The organism is Kribbella catacumbae DSM 19601, assembly GCF_000372465.1.
Classification (GTDB): domain Bacteria; phylum Actinomycetota; class Actinomycetes; order Propionibacteriales; family Kribbellaceae; genus Kribbella; species Kribbella catacumbae.
Genome location: NZ_AQUZ01000017.1, coordinates 83,437 through 102,995 on the forward strand (window position 1 = coordinate 83,437; position 19,559 = coordinate 102,995).

Genomic DNA, 19,559 nt, shown 5'->3' on the forward strand with positions numbered 1-19,559 from the left:
ATGACCTGGACCCTGCCGTCCGAAATCGTCCAACGGCTCCGCGACCGGTGGCTCAAAGGGGGCGACCTGGCCGCGCTGGTGACCGGCCGGGGCTGGCAGCCGATCGCCCTCACCATCAAAGGCCCCTCAGTCACCGAGCTGGGCGACGACCTTGCCGCGGTGCAGGCCTGGGCAGCGAGGTGGACCGCTCAGGGCGACCTGCGGGTCGAGTCCCGGCCGCTCGGTGGGCGCAAGGTGGGGACGAACGCGGTGCCGGCCAAGGCGTGGATCGATACTCCACAGAAGTTGTGGCGGGTGCTCGGCGTCGTCCGGGAGGTCGAGCGGTTCGTCGACTTGTTCGAGCGGACCAGCGAGCTGGAACCGGTGCTGCTCGGCTGGATGGCGGACCACCCGCTGAAGGTGCTGTCGTCGGCTGACAGCTGGTTGCGGCTGGTCGCGACGGTGACGTGGGTGGCCGGGCTGGAGCGCACCTCGGACGTCTACCTGCGGCAGATCGCCGTACCGGGCGTGGACACCAAGTTCATCGAGGCCAACCGTTCGGTGCTGACGGACCTTCTCGATCTGCGGTTGCCCGCCGGAAGGATCGACATCTCGGTGCCGCGGGCGGACTTCACCGCGCGGTACGGGTTTCTCAGGAAGCCCGGATACGTGCGGATCCGCTATCTGGACGGCGAGCCGCGGGGCTTCACCGAGATGGCGCTGCGGACGTCGGAGCTGGCCGCGAACCCGTTGCCGGTGTCGACCGTCTACGTGGTGGAGAACGAGGTCACCTATCTGGCCTTTCCCGCCGTGCGTGACGCGGTCGTCCTTTGGGGCAGCGGGTATGCGGTTTCGGTTCTCCGCTCGCTGTCGTGGTTGCGGGAGCGCGAGCTGATCTACTGGGGCGACATCGATACGCACGGTTTCCGGATCCTGCATCGACTGCGGGAGTATTTCCCCGCGGCCAGGTCGATGCTGATGGACCGGGCGACGTTGCTGTTGCACGAGGGCCAGTGGGTGGACGAGCCAGTCCAGGTGCGCGAGCCGCTGACCCGGCTGACCGAGGCGGAGACAGCCCTCTACCACGATCTTGTCGAAGACCTGTTCGGTCCCGCTGTCCGGCTAGAGCAGGAACGGGTCGGTTTCGCGGCCCTGGAGGCTGCACTCGGACCCGGTTAGAGGTGCGCTATTCTGAGACGCATGCGAGTGACCCTGCTCCTTATCTAGCCGTACTGGCAACCAGGCGCCATCTACAGCGCCGATCAGTGCGGCGTCCCCTCCTGTGCGAGGGGCTTTTTCATTTGCGGGCAGCTTTCTGGCAGGGTTCCCATGACATCACTAGAACGCAGGAGTACGACGGTGAGCGACCAGGTGGAGCACGAGGCGGACGACGCGATCGACCGCGGCGGCTACGACTTCAACGTCATGCAGGCCAAGTGGCGGCCGGTCTGGGAGAAGCTCGACCCGTTCAAGGCGCGCGACGACGGCTCCGCGGAGCGCCGGTACGCGCTGACGATGTTCTCCTACCCGTCCGGTGACCTGCACATGGGCCACGGCGAGGTGTTCGCGCTGCACGACGTGCTGTCCCGGTTCTGGTTCCAGCAGGGGTACGACGTGCTGAACCCGATCGGCTGGGACTCCTTCGGGCTGCCCGCCGAGAACGCGGCGATCAAGCGCAACGAGCACCCGGCGACGTACACGTACGCCAACATCGAGACCCAGGCGGAGTCGATCCGGCGGTACGCGCTGAGCTTCGACTGGTCGCGCCGGCTGCACACGTCCGACCCGGAGTACTACCGGTGGACGCAGTGGCTGTTCCTGCGCTTCTACGAGCGCGGACTGGCCTACCGCAAGGCGTCGTACGTGAACTGGTGCCCGAACGACCAGACGGTGCTGGCCAACGAGCAGGTCGTGCAGGGCCGCTGTGAGCGCTGTGGCTTCGAGGTGACCAAGCGCGAGCTGACCCAGTGGTACTTCAAGACCACGGCCTACGCGCAGCGGCTGCTGGACGACATGGACCAGCTGCAGTGGCCGGAAGAGATCCTGCTGCAGCAGCGGAACTGGATCGGCCGCTCCGAGGGCGCCTTCGCCTCCTTCGAGGTGGAGGGCCGCGACGAGCCGATCAAGGTCTTCACCACTCGTCCCGACACGCTGTTCGGCGCCACCTTCATGGTGGTCGCGCCGGACGCCAAGCTGGCCGAGGAACTGGTCACGCCGGAGCAGCGCGAGGCCTTCGACGAGTACCTGAAGGCCGTCAAGGCGTCGACCGAGATCGAGCGGCTGAGCACCGACCGGGAGAAGACCGGTGTCTTCCTGGGGTCCTATGCGACCAACCCGGTGACCGGTGAGCGGATCCCGATCTGGGCCGCCGACTACGTGCTGTCCGACTATGGCACCGGCGCGATCATGGCCGTGCCCGGGCAGGACTCACGGGACTGGGAGTTCGCGGAGAAGTTCGGCCTGCCGATCGTACGGACCGTGCAGCCGGAGGCGGGTTTCGACGGCAAGGCGTTCACCGGCGAGGGGCCGGCGATCAACAGCGCCAACGACGAGATCAGCCTGGACGGGCTGCCGATCACCGAGGCCAAGGCCCGGATCATCGACTGGCTGCAGGACAAAGGCCTGGGTGAGCGGACGATCAACTTCCGGCTGCGCGACTGGCTGCTGAGCCGGCAGCGCTACTGGGGTGCGCCGATCCCGATGATCCACTGCGCCGCGTGCGGCGAAGTACCGGTCCCGGATGACCAGCTGCCGGTGGAGCTGCCCGACCTGCGGGGCGAAGCTCTCGCTCCCCGGGGTGTCTCGCCCCTGGCGTCGGCCCGCGACTGGGTCGAGGTCAGCTGCCCGAAGTGTGGCGGTCCCGCCGAGCGGGACACCGACACGATGGACACCTTCGTCGACTCGTCCTGGTACTTCCTGCGCTACCTGTCGCCGGACTACACCGAGGGCGCGTTCGACCCGGAGGCCGCGCGCCGCTGGATGCCGACGTACCAGTACGTCGGTGGGAAGGAGCACGCCGTCCTGCACCTGCTGTACGCGCGCTTCTTCGTCAAGGCGCTGCACGACATGGGGATGCTGGACGCCACCGAGCCTTTCGCCCGGCTGCTGAACCAGGGCCAGGTGATCAACGAGGGCAAGGCGATGAGCAAGTCGCTGGGCAACGGTGTGAACCTGGGCGACCAGCTGGATGCCTTCGGCGTCGACGCGGTCCGGCTGACGATGGTCTTCGCCGGTCCGCCGGACGACGACATCGACTGGGCCGACATGTCGCCGGGCGGCTCGCTGAAGTTCCTGCAGCGGGCCTGGCGGCTGAGCGGGTCGGTCGAGTCCCCGGTCGGAGTGGACTTCAGTACCGGTGATCTGGCGCTGCGCAAGCTGACCCACCGCACGGTGGCCGACGCGACCGAGCTGATCGAGTCGTACCGGTTCAACGTGATGATCGCGCGCGTGATGGAGCTGGTGAACGCGACCCGCAAGGCGATCGACTCCGGCCCGGGTGCGGCCGACCCGGCCGTCCGCGAGGCGGTCGAGACGGTGTCGATCCTGCTGAGCCTGGTCGCGCCGTACACGGCCGAGGACATGTGGGAGAACCTGGGCCACGAGCCCACGGTCGCCAAGGCCGGCTGGCCGAAGGTCGACCCGGCTCTGCTGGTCCAGGACTCGGTCATCGCCATCGTCCAGATCGCCGGCAAGGTCAAGGACCGGCTGGAGGTGTCACCCGGCATCTCCGACGCCGAGCTGGAGCAGCTGGCGCTGGCGTCCGAGGCCGTGCAGAAGGCTCTGGACGGCCGGGGCACCCGCAAGGTCATCGTCCGCGCGCCGAAGCTGGTCAACATCGTCCCTGCCTGAGACGCTGCACGGATGCGTTCAGAGCTGATCGACGTCGGAACGGGCGGCCGCGAGGTCGTATTCGACCTGACGAGCAAGTGCGAGCAGTTCGTCTCCGCTGGGGCCCATCAGGCCCGGGGAGACGGACTGCTGCACGTGTTCGTCCCGCACGCGACCGCCGGGATCGCGATCCTGGAGACCGGGGCGGGCAGCGACACCGACCTGCTCGCGGTACTCGAGCAACTGCTGCCGCGCGACTTCGGCTGGCAGCACCGGCACGGTGCGCCGGGCCACGGGCGCGACCACGTGCTGCCCGCGCTGATCCCGCCGTACGCGTCGATCCCGGTGATCGGCGGCCGGATGACCCTGGGCACCTGGCAGTCGATCTGCCTGGTGGACACCAATGTGGACAACCCGCAGCGGCAGGTCCGCCTTTCTTGGTTGCCGAGGTAACTGTTTTTTCAATTACGCGACAGCTTATTGACGACTTATTGCGATGTTGCCGAATGCGTTACGCATGCGAAACACGTCTCCGCTTGAATACTCCACATGGCGGCCCTGGAGAACCTGCGTGAGCACTGGCTCGTGGTCGGTACCGAGCTCCTGGTCCGCGCGACCAGAGGTATTTGCGACGGCAGTCTGCTGAATGCGGATTCGGGTCGCGCCGACACCCGCGCGCGGATCGAGGAATGGTCCGGCGTGCTGTCTCTTTATGCCCCGGTCACTGAGAAAGATTCGATTCGCGTCAGCGCCTGACGCGGCAATCAATCGCTTGTCGCTCCGCTGTCCCGCAGTGTGGTCACTGGGTGCATACGGCCCCGACACCCCTGTCACGCTATGTTGTGGGGGGACTGTGAGGCTCTGAATGGGGTGACGGGCTTTGTCGGACGCGGATGGCCGAGTTGAGGGACGGCGTGGTTTTGCCGATCTCTTGCTTGACTTGAGGGTCCAGGCAGGGCTGTCGCAGGAGGAGCTGGCCGACCGGGCGAGGCTCAGCGTGCGGACCATCCGCGAGCTCGAAGCGGGCCGGGTCGCCCGGCCGCGCAAGGACTCCGTCCGGCTGCTGGCCGAGGGCCTCGGACTGCGCGACGGTGATGCCGGCCGATTCCTGGCCGCCGCCGGGCACGCGAGTGTGCGGCCCGTGATAGCTGTCGCCGACCCCGCTCCGACGGGCCTGCGCTGGCGAGGAACCAGGCCGATCCCGGACGGCCTCGTCGGTCGCGACGTCGAGTTGGCGGAGATCGAGAAGCTGCTTCGGCAGAACCGGCTCGTGACGCTGGTGGGGCCGGGTGGCGTCGGCAAGACCGAGCTCGCCCTGGCCGCCGCCGATCGGGTCTCGTCGGTGGATACGACGGTGGTGGTCGTCGACCTCACGACGGTGCAGCGCGACGCCGCAGTACCGTCGGCGATCCTTGATGCCTTCGGGACGGCTCCTGGGACCTCGGACCTCGACGACGTGTTGTCCGGGCGCAAGCCGGGTGATCTGGTGATCGTCGAGGACAACGCCGAGCACGTGCTCGACGGGGTGGCGACCGTGGCCAACCGGATGGTCCGCACCTTCCCGGGCATCGGCGTACTGGTGACGTCGCGGATTCCGCTCGGTCTGCCGGATGAGGTCGTACGCCGGGTGCAGGTGCTCGGCGTACCGTCCAATGACAAGGATTTCGACGAGATCGCGGCTTCGCCGGCCGTGGAGATGTTCTGCCGGCGGGCGGCGCGGGTTCGGCCTGATTTCTCGCTGACCACTGAGAACGCGGCGATTGTGGCTCGGCTCTGTCAGCGGCTTGATGGATTGCCTTTGGCGCTTGAGCTCGCGGCGGCGCGAGCCGGGTCGTTGTCGGTGGAGACGATTCTGGCTGCTCTGGACGACCGGTTCCGGCTGCTGTCGGGGCCGCGGCGGTTCGGGGCTCCGCACCAGCGAACGCTGGCAGACACGATCGCGTGGAGCGTCGATGCGCTCTCCGACCCCGCGCGACAGCTCCTGTACCGCGCTTCGATGCTGGGGTCGCCCTTCACGCTGGACGCGGTAGTCGGCGTGTGCACGGGTGCGCCTATCGATCCGCTGGATGTCCCGATGCTGCTGGCCGAGCTGGTAGACAAGTCGTTGTTGCAGCCGGTACTGGAGTTCGAGCAGCTGTACGGCGCCCGCTACAAGATGCTGGAGACGATCCGCGAGCACGCCTACGCGGGGCTGTCCTCGCAGGGCGATGATCTGGTCGAGTTCAAGGATCACACTGTCGCCTGGTGTTCGAAGTACGTCGAGAGCCTGGACGGCGCCTGGTCGAGCCCGGACCGCGAGCGGCGCTACCGGGCGGCCAATGCCAACTCGGCGACCTTCGAGGTGGCGCTGGAGCGGGCGGCGGCGCTGGAGCAATGGGACGACGCTGCGGCGATAGTGCTCGGCTTCCGGATCGCGTGGCAGTACCAGGCCAGCGTGGCCGAGAGCGGGATCCAGTGGGCGAGCTTGTGTGCTGAGAACGTCCAGGACAAGGAGGTCAGCGGCAGGCTGCTGGCCATCGCGGGCCGGCTGTCCAACCTGACCGGCGACGTCCGGGCCGCCCGCCGCTACTACGGCGAGGCGCGGACTCTGATCTCACCCTCGTCGGAGATGGGGCTGATGGCTCGTGGCGGCTGGGTGTCGTCCGGGTCGCTACTGCTGGACACACAGAGCTTGGCGGAGATCCCGGCACTAGTGGCCGACGCACGGTCGCATGGAGACGTGCAGCGGTCTGCGACGGTGCAGGCGATCTGCGGGCTCGCCCTGGCGCGCTGGGGCCGGCTGCCGGAGGCGAAGGAGCTGCTGCTCGCCTGGGAGGCCGCACTGGTCAACCCGGGCGTCTACCCGGATGAGATCGCCTACTTGGCGCTCAGCAGGGTCGAGCTGGAGCTGGGGAACCTGGATCAGGCTCGCCGCTGGGCAGAGCTCGCCAGGGGCAGTCAGGCCTCCGACGACCCGGAGCGGACCAAGGTGGCCGGCTGCCTGGCGATGGTGGAGTTCCAGGCTGGGCATTTCGAGTTGGCTCAGTCGCTGCTCGATGAGGCCGACGCGGACATCCGTGGGCATCGTGGGTACTTCGACTATCTGGTGATGCTGTACCGGAGCCGGTTGGCCCGGCGTACGGGGGATCTGGAGCAGGCCAGGGCGTCTATCCGGGACGCGGTGAGCCGGTTGCTGGTCGAGGGACGCGTCGTCTACCTGCTCGACGTCATGCCTGAGGCTGTGGCTGTGCTGCACGCGTTGGGGGAGCACGAGCAGGCGGACCAGCTCTGTGGGCAGCTGCTGGCCTGGCAGCGGACCATGGACCCGCCGATGCTGCCGACCGCCTGGGCGGTGCTGCAGGAGTCCTGCGCGAGCGCTCCGGTGGCCGAGGGGTGGCCGCTGCCTGACCCGGCCGAGGCTGCCCGCCGGCTGGCGGACGACGTACTCGCTGCGCTGTCCTGACGTACCTCCTGCCCTTTCTGACTCAGTCGAGGCGCTGGCGGACGACGTACCGGGGCCTGTTTCGTTACGCCGATTCGCGGAAGCTGCCGGGGAACTGCCGGTACTTCTGCCTCGTCCGGACATGTCTGCCGGAACAAGAATTGCAGCCGTAGGACAGGTTCCACGAAGACAGAGATCTGAGACCGGATTCGAGCCATACGGGCAGGGAATGGGGGCGGTGACCATGACGAGGCAACCATGGCGCACCGGACTGCCGGGTAGCACTTCGAATCCGGAGCAGGCGACGCGGAGTACATCCGACGGTCGGACGGTGGGGGCGCCGGACAACTGTCGAGATCTTCGGGGTGCTGCTTCGTGTGGAGCTGTCCTACCTCACACCGGGGGCCGTGCACCGTCAGGGCACGTGACCCGGGGCGGGGTCCCAGCAGTGACCAGGGCACACGACACAGGGGACGAGTGCCGGTCCGGTCGACACGGGAAAGCCGGCGGGTTTGGTCACCCGCCGGTGGGTCGACCGCTGGGACCTCCCGGGGGGATCGCGGCGAGCATCACAGGGGACTGCTCACCGCACAGCCGGTACCAAGCCAAGTGAGCTGACACCGAGGGGGAGTCAGCTCTATCGGCGAGGTGGAGGGCCACACAGGGGATGGCCTCCACCTCGCCGAGGCGCTTCCGCGTCTCAGTCGTCTCAGCTGAGCAGCGCAGGCTTGTCGAACGCGTAGCCGACCATCCAGTGCGGCTGGAGGCGGCAGTAGACGATGTCATCGGCCCAGCTCGACGGTGAACTGCCGTAGTGCGCGACCAGATGACCCTCGATCTCGGCGAAATCCGGGTGGTCGGTGGTCAGGAACTCCACCTGGCCGTGGCTGAACACGCCGATCCGCTCACCGTCGACGTACGAGATGCTGGCCGCAGGTCTGGCCTTCAGTTGCCGTGCCTTGGCCGCCTGACCCGACGTCGTGAACACCCACCGCGCGTGCAGGAAATGCCCGTCGACGGCGCTGATCCGCGGCTCACCCTTCGCCGTCACGGTCGCCAGATTGAGCGTGCACATCCCCTGCAGCACCTGGACCAGCTCGGCCGCGGTCAGCCGGCGGTCGTCGGTGATGATGGCGTGCAGATGCTCCGTGGAGCGCTCGTAGGCCGCCTCGAGCAGCCGCTGCAGTTCCTCGACTTCTTCGCTGGACTCCCTCATTGGCTGAGTCTGACACCAGGCGCCGACGAAAACTGTCCGGTAACCTCGCTGCATGTCAGCCCGCGTGCACGTCGTCACCGACTCCACTGCGGGTCTGTCGGCGCACGAGGTGCTCCGGCTCCCGCTGACCGTCGTACCGCTGCAGGTGGTGATCGGCGGGACGTCGTACGACGACGGCGCGACCAGCTCGGATGCGGTCGCGGAGGCGTTGAAGACCTTCACCCCGGTGTCGACAAGTCGGCCGGCTCCGCAGTCCTTCGCGGATACCTACGCCGAGTGCGCCAAGGCCGGCGTCGAGTCGATCGTGTCGATCCACCTGTCCGGGGACATGTCGGGGACGTTCGAGGCCGCCATGATCGGGGCGAAGGAGTCGCCGATCCCGGTGCGGGTGGTCGATTCACGGTCGTTGGGGATGGGGTTGGGCTTTCCCGTCCTCGCTGCCGCGGCGGCTGCTCTGGATGGCGCCGATCAGGCCGGCGTCGAGGCGGCCGCTCGGGCGCGGATGGCGGCGGTGTCGTCGTACTTCTACGTGGACACGCTGGAGTATCTCCGGCGCGGCGGCCGAATCGGTGCCGCCCAGGCACTGCTCGGTACTGCGCTCGCCGTCAAGCCGCTGCTCACCATCAGCGGTGGCCGGATCGTGCCACTGGAGAAGGTCCGTACGTCGAGCCGCGCGATCGCCCGCCTCGCCGACATCGCCGTGCAACGTGCGGGAGACGGTCCGGTGCAGGTCGCCGTCCACCACTTGGCCAACCTCGACAAAGCGCACACCTTGGCGGACGGCCTGGCCGAACGCCTGCCCCAGGCGGAAGAGATCGTGCTGCGCGAGGTCGGCGCGGTCATCGGAGCCCATGTCGGTCCCGGCATGCTGGCCGTTGTCATCGCGCCCTACTGACCGGCTGCCGTGCCTGCCACCCGGTCCTCGCCAGGCCGACCGACCGACCAGCACCTGATCATTCGCCCCCTTTTGACCACCACCAGCACCTTGTGCACCGGCCAGGCACCCAACCAAACGACGCCCACCCTGCTCCCAAAGCCGATCACCTAGAGGGCTACAGCCGGAGTTGGTGATGTTGGGCGGCAGGCCCGGACCTCCGCCACTCACAAACCTCCTGTTTCCCCTCGGGAGCACGCCTGTGCACGCCTGGCCGGGTGCGATCAGTTGAGGTTTGTGAGTGGCGGCGGTCCGGCCCAACCCGACGACCGCACGCTGAACATCACGAACTCCGCCTGTAGTACCAGCCAGGTGGGGAGGGAAATGTCCCAGACCGGGGGCAAGATCCGCCCCGGGTCCCGCGAAAACCTCCCCAACTGCACCCGCCTCTTGCCAAACCACGCCGGATGGGTCGGACGAGCGCTCTACCCCTCCAGGCGGCCGCTGCGATCACCATGGCTCGGCGCGCGGGTGAAAAGGGGGCGAATGATCACAAGGGGTTGGCGCGCGGAGTGACTGAGCCGGTTGTCCCCAGGCTCGCAACTCGTTGCTCCGGACGCGGGAAAGGCTCGTACTTTCCCTGGTGTGAAGCTCTCCCGCCGACCCCCACCTCCGGACCCGGAAGCCCGCCGGCAATCCCTCTCCCGGCTCCACGCCGCCAGCCACCCGCAAGACCCCGAAGAGGTCAGAGGTGGCTGGACACCGCCGGCAGCTCCGCCCGACCGTTTGAAAGGACCGCTATGGACCCTGTCACCACGTCATGTGGTCGTGCTCGCACTCGTCCTGCTCGTTGGGCTGACGTGGGCGGCCTACGCCCTCTTTCGGACCAGCCCCGAGACGATCCCCAACCCACCGACCAGCCTGACCTCTGGTTCGCCGGTCGCCACGCCGACCCTCGGGACGACTCCGCTCGGCCCGAGCAGCGCCGGGTCGCCCGGGAAGCCGGCGATGGTGGTGGTGCACGTCGCCGGCAAGATCCGTCGTCCTGGCTTGGTTCGGATCTCGGCGGGCTCGCGCGTCGCCGACGTACTGGCAGCTGCGGGTGGAGCGCTACCCGGCGTCGACCTGACCACGCTCAACCTCGCGCGCCAAGTGACCGATGGCGAGCAGATTGTCGTCGGCGTCCCTGCGCTGGCACCACCCGGCACGCCTACCGTCGGGCCACCGGCTAGTACGCCGGGTGCGGCTGCCGGAACGCCGCTCGACCTCAACACCGCGACCCTCGCGCAGCTCGACGGACTGCCGGGTGTGGGACCGGTTCTCGCGCAACGGATCCTCGACTGGCGCACCGAACACGGCCGCTTCACCAGCGTCGACGAGTTGCAGGAAGTCCCGGGAGTGGGCCCCAAGAAGTTCGAATCGCTGAAGCCCCATGTCCGAGTCTGAGAGTCTTCCCGCGACGTCGACCGCGGCGTTGGTCGGCGTGCCTGACCGCGGGGCCGATCTGCGGCTGCTGGCTCCAGCGGGCGCGGGGTGGCTGACGGCCGTCTTCCTGATGGGAACGAGCGCGTCGACTGCTGTGTGGGTGGCCGTGGTGGCGGCGTTCGGGATGGCAGTCGGACTCCTGACGCTGTGGCTGACCGGGCTGCTGTGGGTGGGGCGGCTGGTATCACGGCGGGTGGTGACCACCGGGGTTGGCGTCGGGGTTGTTGTGGTGGGGATGGCGCTGGCTGCTGGGCTGCAGGTGGAGAGGTTGCAGGCGGGGCCGGTGATGGAGCTGGCCCAGTCGGGGGCGGCAGTGAAGGTGCGGTTGAAGGTGGTGGGCGACCCCGCTATACGGAGTACTGCGGGTAGTCGGAGGCCGCCGTACGTGGTGGTTCGGGCGACGGTGGAGGAGGTGACTGGCAGAGGAGTGACGACGCGGGTTCGTACGCCGGTGTTGGTGATTGGGTCTGTGCGATGGAAGGAGGTGAGATTCGGCCAGCACGTCGAGGCGACCGGGCGGCTCGAATCGGTCGACAAGGGCGGCGATGTCGCTGCGATGTTGTCGTCGCGGGTTGCTCCCCGGGTGCTCGATGAGCCCGCTTGGTGGTTGCGCGCGGCCGAGCGAGTCCGTGCCGGTCTGCGGCAAGCCGTAGCCGGAGAGCCGCCAGCAGTACGCGGGTTGGTGCCGGCGCTCGTCATGGGTGACGAGTCCGGCTTGCCACCCGAGCTGGTCAAGGACTTCGAGACGACTGGGCTCACGCATCTATCAGCTGTCTCCGGCACCAATCTCACGCTGCTGTTGGCGTTTGTGCTCCCGCTCGCCCGTCTCATCGGCGTACGGGCTCGCGGGTTGACCGTCGTCGGGCTCGCCATGGTCGTGGTGTTCGTAGTGCTTGCTCGGCCACAACCCAGCGTTCTCAGGGCGGCCGCGATGGGCTTGGTCGCCTTGGCTGCGATGACCGGTGGCGGCGGGACACGACGGGCGGTGCGAAGCCTGTCGGTCGCCGTGATCGCGCTGTTGCTGGTGGACACGTCGCTCGCGAAATCTGCCGGGTTCGCGCTGTCCGTGTTGGCGACTGCGGGCATCGTCCTGCTCGGACCGGGCTGGCGCGATGCGCTCGCCCGCTGGATGCCGGTTCGCATTGCGGAGGCGGTTGCGTGCCCACTCGCTGCACAGCTGGCCTGTACTCCGGTGGTCGCGTGGCTCTCCGGCCAGGTCTCGCTGGTGGCCGTCGCGGCGAATCTGCTGGCAGGTCCCGCAGTAGGTCCAGCGACGATCCTCGGCTTCGGCGCAGCCGGAATCGCCTTGCTGAGCGCGGATCTGGCTCGCCTCCTCGGCTGGTTGGCGGGCTGGCCCGCGAGGTGGATCATCTTCGTCGCGGAGAAGGGCGCCGACCTGCCCGGTGCCTCCAGCGACTGGCCCGCCACGGTGATCGGCGTCGCGGTCCTGACACTGCTCTGTCTCGCGCTGGTGATCGGCCTGCACCGGATACTCGCGCGCCCGATCGCGATGGTGCTCGCCGTCATCCTCCTTGCCATCGCAGTACTGCGCCCAGTCCGCTCGCTCGGCTGGCCGCCCGCAGACTGGCTGATGGTCGCGTGCGATGTGGGCCAGGGCGACGGATTGGTCCTGCACGCGGGCCGCAGTACTGCGGTAGTGGTCGACACCGGCCCCGACCCGGCAGCCATCGACCGCTGCCTACGCGAGCTCGACGTGCAGTACGTACCTGTCCTCGTGCTCACCCACTTCCACGCGGATCACGCCGGCGGCTTGGCGGGCGTGCTGCGAGGAAGGACCATCGGTGAGATCGAAGTGACGCCGTACTTCTCGCCGCCCGCGGAGTACAAGCGCGTCCTGGAGCTCGCCGCCCTGCACCGGATCCCGATCCGGACAGTCACCTACCGAGAGAAACGCGTGGTCGGCCCAGTCGCATGGACCTCGCTCTGGCCGGCCCGGGTGCCCTCGCCAGGTCGACCGAACTCAACCGCCGACGAAGGCTCGCCGGAGAACAACGCCAGCATCGCCATGATGGCCGAGGTGTCCGGCCTCCGGCTTCTGCTCACCGGCGACCTGGAGCCCGAATCCCAGCGAGCCATCCTCGCCACCGGCGCCGACCTGCGAGCGGACGTCCTGAAGGTCCCGCACCACGGCTCCAGCCGGCAGGAACCAACCTTCATCGCCGCCACCCAAGCCAGACTCGCCATCATCTCCGCCGGCCTCAACAACGACTACGGCCATCCAGCTCCCCGGACCCTCGACCTCCTCAGCCACCAAGGAACGAAGATCGCCCGCACCGACACCTCCGGCTCGATCGCCCTGCAAAACTCCGGCGACCAGCTCTCCATCACCTCCGGACGAACCCACCCGTGAAACGACGATCCGATCGTGGCGGACACCGGCGACGGCACCTCCGGAAGGGCTGGTGGGGATTGTCGGTCGGGCATGGCATGCTGGCGGGCGTTATGGCTGCTCGAAAGAACTCCGCGCCCAAGCTCGGCGACGTGCTGCTCGTCACCGGTCCGGAAGCGTTCCTCGCCGACCGGGCTGTTCGCTCTGCGATCGCTGCCGTCTCGAAGGGCGGGGTCGAGATCGAGGTGACCGAGGTCGGTGGGGCCGACCTGGACGTCGGTGTGTTCGCCGAGCTGACCGGGCCGTCGCTGTTCGCGGCCGAGCGGGTGATGGTGCTCCGGACCTTGGAGAACCTGCCCGCCGAAATGGTCTCCCACCTGCTCGAGTACGCCGCTGCCCCGTCCGAGGACGTGCTCGTCGTCCTGGTCCACTCCGGTGGGCAGAAGGGCAAAGCAGTCCTCGACAAGTTGCGGAAGGCCTCGGTCAACGAGGTGGTCGCGACTGCGCCGAAGACGTGGGAGCTGCCACAGTTCGTCCTCGGCGAGGTCAGACTGCTCGGCGGGAGTATCGACGAGCGGGGCGCCAATGCGCTGGTGGACGCGGTCGGCCACGATCTGCGGGCGCTGGCCGGAGCGTGCTCGCAGCTCGTCTCGGACTCGGGCGGCCAGCCGATCAGCCCGGAACTGATCGGCCAGTACTTCGGCGGTCGCGCCGAGGTGACGAGTTTCGCGGTGGCCGACGCGGCGATCGCCGGGCGCACCGAGCCCGCGCTGGAACAGTTGCGCTGGGCCCTGGATTGCGGCGTCGCGGCGGTGCTGATGACGAGCGCGATGGCCGGCGGGTTGCGGGGCCTGGCGAAGTACACGAGTGCTCCGAGCGGGCTCCGTGAGGCCGACCTGGCGCGCGAGGTCGGCGTACCGCCGTGGAAGTTGAAGACTCTCAAGCAGCAGGCTCGCGGCTGGACCGCGGGCGGCCTCGCCACCGCGATCAAGGCAGTCGCTCAGGCCGATGCCGACGTCAAGGGCGCCTCCGGCGACGCCGGCTATGCCCTGGAACGCATGGTCATCACCGTGAGCCGCGCTCACGGCCGCCGCTGACGCTGACCTCAACCTGCACGCTTGCACCCAGGGGCAGACCTTGACTTCACTCGGTAGGTAGGAAAAATTCTTTCCAGCAAATAGCTGATGTAGTTACTTGTCGGAGGGCGGGACCGATGACCACTCCCAACAACCTGTCGCGGCGGCTGTTTCTGCAGCGCGCGGCAGTCGGGACCTTGCTGGCGACGGGCGGCGGAACGCTGCTGTCGGCCTGTGCGAGCGGCGATGACAGCGGCGGCACCGGCGGGGGTGGTGCGGAGAAGACATCCGCGAACCCGTTCGGCGTACAGGAGGCCGACCCACTCGACGTCGTCATCTTCAAGGGTGGCTACGGCGACGACTACGCGAAGTTCCACGAGTCGCTGTACAAGAAGAAGTTCGGCAAGTCGGAGATCAAGCACAAGGGCATCACCGACATCACCCCGCAGCTCCAGCCGCGGTTCAACGGCGGTACTCCGCCGGACGTGATCGACAACTCCGGCGCGTCCCTGCTGCCGATGTCGACGCTGGCCAGCTCGGGGCAACTCGCCGACCTGACCGTGCTGTTCGACGCGCCGTCGATCGACGACCCGAACGTCAAGGTCCGCGACACCCTCGAACCGATCGCGCTCGATGCCGCCATGCGCGACGGCAAGCCGCTCGTGCTCGAGTACGTCCTCACCGTCTTCGCGATCTGGTACGACAAGAAGCTCTTCACCGAGAAGGGCTGGGAGCCGGCCAAGACGTGGGCGGACTTCCTCACGCTGTGCGGGGAGATCAAGAAGGCCGGCATCGCGCCGCTGGCCTACCAGGGCAAGCACGGCAACTACATCGGCCAGGTCGTGATGGACATGGCGGTCAAGCACGGCGGCCACGAGGTGATCAAGAAGATCGACTCGCTCGAGCCGAACGCCTGGATGCACCCGTCGATCAAGCTCGCCGCGGAGGCCCTGCTGGAGCTCCGGAGTAAGGGCTTCATCCTGCCCGGCACGGACGGACTGGACCACATCCAGTCTCAGACCGCCTGGAGCCAGGGCAAAGCCGCGTTCATCCCGAGCGGTTCCTGGCTGGAGAACGAGCAGAAGCCGGTGGCGCCGAAAGACTTCCTCACCACCGCGACCTTCACGCCGTTGCTGCCGGACTCGAAGCTGCCGGTCGACTGCACCGGGATCAGTGCCGGTGAGAACTTCATCGTCCCGGAGAAGGCCAAGAACAAGACGGGCGGTCTGGAGTACCTCCGGCTGATGCTGTCCAAGGAGGGCGCCGGCAAGTTCACCGAGCTGACCGGCTCGCCGACGGTCGTGAAGGGCGCGGCCGAGGGCCTCAAGCTGAGCCCGGGCGCCGAGTCGTCCAGCGCGCTGCTGAAGTCCGGCGGACAGAACAACTGGACGCAGTACTGGGCTGCTTGGTACTCGACGATGGATCAGCCGATGCGCGGCGTGTACGCCGAACTCGCGGCGGGCCGGATCACTGCCGACGAGTTCCAGAAGCGGGCCCAGAAGCTGGCCGACGAGACCGCGAAGGACCCGAAGACCAAAAAACAAACCCGCAGCTGAGGGGGCGTGCTAGCAAACCCGCAGCTGAGGGGGCGTGCTAGCAAACCCGCAGCTGAGGGGGCGTGCTGGCAAACCCGCAGCTGAGGGGGCGCTGGCAACCCGCAGCTGAAGGCACGCAAAAACGATCGGCCTCGTTCCGGTATCGGAGAGGCCGATCGTCAGGGCGTGGTCAGAGGGAAGCGGCCTTCTTGAAGATGGACGACTTCCGGTTCGCAGCCTGGTTGGCGTGAATGACGCCCTTGCTGGCGGCCTTGTCGAGCAGCCGAGCGGCAACGCGGGCCTGCTCCTGCGCCTTCGCGGAGTCGCCGTTGTCAGCAGCCTCGCGGAAGCGGCGAACAGCCGTCTTGAGGGTCGACTTCACCGACTTGTTGCGAAGCCGCGCAGCCTCGTTCTGGCGGTTGCGCTTGATCTGGGACTTGATGTTCGCCACGGATGCAGAGCCTCGATCAGTTTTGGGATCAGTACAGGAAAGGTGGTGCGTGCACGGGTGAGTACCGACGCACACGCGCGAACAGACAGATTAGCAATAAGCGGCCGCCAGCACCAAACCGGCCATTCCTGGTGACACGGCCGGGGCTGAGCGTGACATCGCAGCGGGCTGACGGCATACTCGGGGCCCTCAGTGACGCTGATCACCGCGGGGGTGGTGTCTGTGGCCGTCACGAATCCGCTCCACTCAGCTCCTTGCCTGGAGGACCTCCGTGCCAGCTTCCGCCCGCCGTCGTACCCGCCTGCTCGTCGTGGCCTCGGCCTCCGCCGCTGCCCTGCTGATCGCCGCCGGCGCCCAAGCCACCGCGGCCACCACGCAAGCCACACAACCTCCGGCCGGCCCGACCTCCGACGCCGCGCAGAGCGAGACCGTCAAGGAATCCCCGACCGGCTCCTACATCGTGCAGCTCGACGACTCCCCGGTCGCGGAGTACGGCGGTGACATCGCGGGCCTGCCGTCCACCCTGGCGCTCCCCGGCGGCAAGCTGCTCACCGGCGCCCGCCAGGTCACGTCGTACGTCCAGCATCTCGCCCGCGAGCGCGGCGATCTGCTCCGCCAGGTGCCGGGCGCGAAGAAGCTCTACGACTACAACTACACTTACGCCGGTTTCTCCGCCCGGATGTCGCATGACGAAGCCGTCAAGCTGGCCAAGTCGTCGGGTGTGAAGAGCGTCGAGCCGAGCGAGCTGCAGCACCAGGACACCGTCGATACACCCCGGTACCTCGGACTGTCCGGCAAGGGCGGCGCCTGGCAGCAGGCGGGTGGCATCGACAAGGCCGGTGACGGCGTGATCATCGGCGTGATCGACTCCGGCTACGTCCCCGAGCGCGCCAGCTTCGCGCCGATCAAGACGACCCGGCAGTCGGACGCCCTGGTCGCCAAGAAGTGGAAGGGCACCTGCCAGGTCGGCACGGAGGCTCCGGTCGCCTGCAACAACAAGGTGATCGGCGCCCGGTACTTCGACGCCGGCATCGGCGACCGCCCGATCGCCGACGAGTTCCGCTCGCCTCGCGACTACGGCGGCCACGGCACCCACACCGCCAGTACCGCGGCCGGCAACAACGGCGTCGAAATGAGCGTCCTCGGCCGGGACTACGGCAAGGGCTCGGGCATCGCCCCGCACGCCAGGCTCGCCATCTACAAGGCGCTCTGGGCCGTGGATGCGACCGGTGGCGGCAGCGGTACCGACGCGGACATCATCGCGGCCATCGACCAGGCCGTCGCGGACGGCGTCGACGTGATCAACTACTCGATCTCCGGCTCCGGCTCGACCTACGTGAACACGACCGGCCTCGCCTTCCTGCGCGCGGCCAAGGCCGGCGTATTCGTCGCGACCAGCGCCGGCAACACCGGCCCGGGCGTCAGCACGGTCGGCAAGAACTTCCCGTGGGTGACGACCGTTGCCAATGGCACCCATGATCGCGACGTCCAGACCACCGTCACCTTGGGCAACGGCAAGTCGTACACGGGAGCCGGCATCGGCGCCGGTACGCCGAGCGCTCCGATGATCCTGGCCAAGGACGCCGGCCTGGCGAACGCCAACCCCACGAACCTCGTGCTCTGCATGCCGGGCACGCTCGACGCGGCCAAGGTGACCGGCAAGATCGTCGTCTGCGACCGCGGTGTCAGCGCGCGGGTGGACAAGAGCCTGCAGGTGAAGAACGCCGGCGGTATCGGCCTGATCCTGGTCAACCCGACCGCAAGTACTCTCGACTCCGACCTGCACTCCGTCCCCGCCGTGCACCTCGACCACGTGACCAACCCGGAGATCAAGGCCTATGTCTCCGGCACCGCCAACCCGACCGCACAGGTCGGCGCGGCCCAGACCGTTCGGGTGAACGCGCCCAAGGTCGCCAGTACGTCGAGCCGCGGCCCGTCCCTGGCCGGCAACGGTGACCTGCTCAAGCCCGACATCATGGCGCCGGGCACGAACGTCCTCGCGGCGACCAGCGCGTTCAGCGCCGCAGGCGGTCAGTACGCGTTCATGAGCGGTACTTCGATGGCGTCGCCGCACATCGCCGGCGCGGCCGCCGTACTCAAGAGCAAGTACCCGAACTGGTCGCCGATGGCGATCAAGTCGGCCCTGCTGACCACCGGCAACTCGCTCGACACCAACGGCGAGCCGATCAAGAACGACTCGGGCTCGGCGGGCAACCCGTTCGGGTACGGCGCCGGCATGATGCAGGCGAAGAAGGCGATGGACCCGGGCCTGGTCTACGACTCGTCGTACGACGACTGGGCGAGGTTCGTCTGTGGATCGGGGCAGGTCGCGCCGACGCACGAGATGTGTGCCAAGGGCAAGATCGACCCGAGCGACCTGAACTACCCGTCCATCGCGGTCGGCGACCTGGCCGGCCAGCAGACGGTCAAGCGGACCGTGCGCAACGTCGGCCTGTTCCCGGAGATCTACCGCCCGAAGGTGGAAGGCCTGGCCGGGTTCCAGGTCACTGTCTCGCCCAAGCTTCTGATCGTCCTGCCTGGCCGCACCGCGTCGTACACGGTGACCTTCAAGCACGACGGGGCACCGCTGGAGCAGTACTCCTTCGGCAAGCTCAACTGGACGTCCAGCCGGCACGTGGTCAGCAGCACGCTGGCGATCCGGCCCCTGACGGTCAAGGCGCCGGTGCAGGTCAACGGCACTGGCACCAGCGGCTCGCTCGAGGTTCCGCTCATCTCTGGCTACAGCGGCACGCTGGCGACGTCGGTGAGCGGCCTGACTGCGGCCACTGTCGCCGAGACGACCTTGAAGGACCCGGGTGGCGTCTCCTTCCCGACTGCCAACCCAGCGGCCAACGCCCACGTCGCGAAGTACACGGTGAATGTCCCGGCTGGTGTTAAGCACGCGAGGTTCTCCACTTTCGACGCTGACTACCCGGCTGGCACTGACCTCGACGTCTTCGTCTACAAAGCCGGCACTACCGCATTGCTCGGCAGCAGCACTGGCGGCTCGGCTGAAGAGGAAGTCAACCTCGCTAGGCCTGCGGGTGGCTCGTACGACGTGTACGTCGACCTGTTCGCCGGTGCGGCCGAGCAGGTGGTCAAGCTCAACCACTGGGAGATCAACGAGCCAGCGGGCAACCTCACTGCCACCCCCGCCTCCCAACCCGTCACCGCTGCAGGCCAGACCTCGGTCACTGCTTCCTGGTCCGGCCTGACCGCAGGCACTCGCTACCTAGGCCGCCTCGCCTACACAGACGGCGCCGACGGCTCCGGCTCAACCTTGGTCCGCATCAACAGCTGAGTCGCTTGCGCAGCCAGTCGAGATGCTGGATAGCCGACTCGCG

General features: G+C 67.9%; 13 protein-coding genes. 11 read left to right on the plus strand and 2 right to left on the minus strand.

What is annotated here, in order from left to right; translation table 11 throughout:
* The 5 genes from A3ES_RS0119150 to A3ES_RS0119170 all read left to right on the plus strand — a co-directional run bounded on the left by A3ES_RS0119150 (position 1) and on the right by A3ES_RS0119170 (position 7,249).
* A complete protein-coding gene (locus A3ES_RS0119150) occupies positions 1-1,158 on the plus strand; it encodes a Wadjet anti-phage system protein JetD domain-containing protein (RefSeq protein WP_026163006.1) in 1,158 nt (385 codons plus the stop codon).
* 150 nt (positions 1,159-1,308) lie between these two features.
* The gene (gene leuS, locus A3ES_RS0119155; RefSeq protein WP_051084750.1) at positions 1,309-3,828 is read left to right on the plus strand and encodes a leucine--tRNA ligase; all 2,520 of its coding nucleotides are present in this window, start codon (positions 1,309-1,311) and stop codon (positions 3,826-3,828) included.
* A 12-nt stretch (positions 3,829-3,840) separates the two neighbouring features.
* Positions 3,841-4,260 carry a YjbQ family protein gene (locus A3ES_RS0119160; protein ID WP_020388457.1) on the plus strand — a complete coding sequence of 140 codons (420 nt, stop codon included), beginning with the start codon at positions 3,841-3,843 and terminating at the stop codon, positions 4,258-4,260.
* Between the two features lie 96 nt (positions 4,261-4,356).
* On the plus strand, positions 4,357-4,563 hold the full coding sequence (locus A3ES_RS0119165; RefSeq protein ID WP_020388458.1) for a hypothetical protein: 207 nt from the start codon (positions 4,357-4,359) through the stop codon (positions 4,561-4,563).
* 124 nt (positions 4,564-4,687) lie between these two features.
* Positions 4,688-7,249, plus strand: coding sequence for an ATP-binding protein (locus A3ES_RS0119170; protein ID WP_026163007.1), 2,562 nt, complete (start codon positions 4,688-4,690; stop codon positions 7,247-7,249).
* Positions 7,250-7,937: 688 nt separating this feature from the next.
* Here A3ES_RS0119170 and A3ES_RS0119175 read toward each other — a convergent pair.
* Positions 7,938-8,444, minus strand: a complete 507-nt coding sequence (locus tag A3ES_RS0119175) for a pyridoxamine 5'-phosphate oxidase family protein (protein WP_020388460.1) — start codon at positions 8,442-8,444, stop codon at positions 7,938-7,940.
* A gap of 52 nt (positions 8,445-8,496) precedes the next feature.
* Between A3ES_RS0119175 and A3ES_RS0119180 the strand changes: the two genes are divergently transcribed.
* From A3ES_RS0119180 to ngcE, 5 genes are all read left to right on the plus strand, one after another.
* A complete protein-coding gene (locus tag A3ES_RS0119180) occupies positions 8,497-9,339 on the plus strand; it encodes a DegV family protein (protein ID WP_026163008.1) in 843 nt (280 codons plus the stop codon).
* 807 nt (positions 9,340-10,146) lie between these two features.
* Positions 10,147-10,764 carry a ComEA family DNA-binding protein gene (locus tag A3ES_RS0119185; RefSeq protein WP_237744997.1) on the plus strand — a complete coding sequence of 206 codons (618 nt, stop codon included), beginning with the start codon at positions 10,147-10,149 and terminating at the stop codon, positions 10,762-10,764.
* Positions 10,751-13,174, plus strand: a complete 2,424-nt coding sequence (locus tag A3ES_RS0119190) for a ComEC/Rec2 family competence protein (protein ID WP_020388463.1) — start codon at positions 10,751-10,753, stop codon at positions 13,172-13,174. The genes A3ES_RS0119185 and A3ES_RS0119190 overlap by 14 nt, the downstream gene beginning before the upstream one ends.
* Positions 13,175-13,266: 92 nt before the next feature.
* A complete protein-coding gene (gene holA / locus A3ES_RS0119195) occupies positions 13,267-14,250 on the plus strand; it encodes a DNA polymerase III subunit delta (RefSeq protein ID WP_020388464.1) in 984 nt (327 codons plus the stop codon).
* Positions 14,251-14,366: 116 nt separating this feature from the next.
* Positions 14,367-15,785: an N-acetylglucosamine/diacetylchitobiose ABC transporter substrate-binding protein gene (gene ngcE, locus A3ES_RS0119200; RefSeq protein ID WP_020388465.1), complete on the plus strand. Its 1,419-nt coding sequence runs from the start codon at positions 14,367-14,369 to the stop codon at positions 15,783-15,785.
* Between the two features lie 169 nt (positions 15,786-15,954).
* On the opposite strand, the gene rpsT is transcribed toward ngcE, so the two are convergent.
* Complete coding sequence (gene rpsT / locus A3ES_RS0119205) at positions 15,955-16,215, minus strand: 30S ribosomal protein S20 (protein WP_020388466.1); 261 nt, start codon at positions 16,213-16,215, stop codon at positions 15,955-15,957.
* 271 nt (positions 16,216-16,486) lie between these two features.
* On the opposite strand from rpsT, the gene A3ES_RS0119210 reads away from it, so the two are divergent.
* On the plus strand, positions 16,487-19,516 hold the full coding sequence (locus tag A3ES_RS0119210) for a S8 family peptidase (RefSeq protein ID WP_020388467.1): 3,030 nt from the start codon (positions 16,487-16,489) through the stop codon (positions 19,514-19,516).
* Positions 19,517-19,559 lie beyond the last annotated feature (43 nt).

Bases quoted from the DNA above. Each gene is read 5' to 3' on its own strand.
- A3ES_RS0119150 (WP_026163006.1), top strand. From the start codon at position 1: ATGACCTGGACCCTGCCGTCCGAAATCGTCCAACGGCTCCGCGACCGG.
- leuS (WP_051084750.1), top strand. From the start codon at position 1,309: ATGACATCACTAGAACGCAGGAGTACGACGGTGAGCGACCAGGTGGAG.
- A3ES_RS0119160 (WP_020388457.1), top strand. From the start codon at position 3,841: ATGCGTTCAGAGCTGATCGACGTCGGAACGGGCGGCCGCGAGGTCGTA.
- A3ES_RS0119165 (WP_020388458.1), top strand. From the start codon at position 4,357: ATGGCGGCCCTGGAGAACCTGCGTGAGCACTGGCTCGTGGTCGGTACC.
- A3ES_RS0119175 (WP_020388460.1), bottom strand. From the start codon at position 8,444: ATGAGGGAGTCCAGCGAAGAAGTCGAGGAACTGCAGCGGCTGCTCGAG.
- A3ES_RS0119180 (WP_026163008.1), top strand. From the start codon at position 8,497: ATGTCAGCCCGCGTGCACGTCGTCACCGACTCCACTGCGGGTCTGTCG.
- A3ES_RS0119190 (WP_020388463.1), top strand. From the start codon at position 10,751: ATGTCCGAGTCTGAGAGTCTTCCCGCGACGTCGACCGCGGCGTTGGTC.
- holA (WP_020388464.1), top strand. From the start codon at position 13,267: ATGGCTGCTCGAAAGAACTCCGCGCCCAAGCTCGGCGACGTGCTGCTC.
- ngcE (WP_020388465.1), top strand. From the start codon at position 14,367: ATGACCACTCCCAACAACCTGTCGCGGCGGCTGTTTCTGCAGCGCGCG.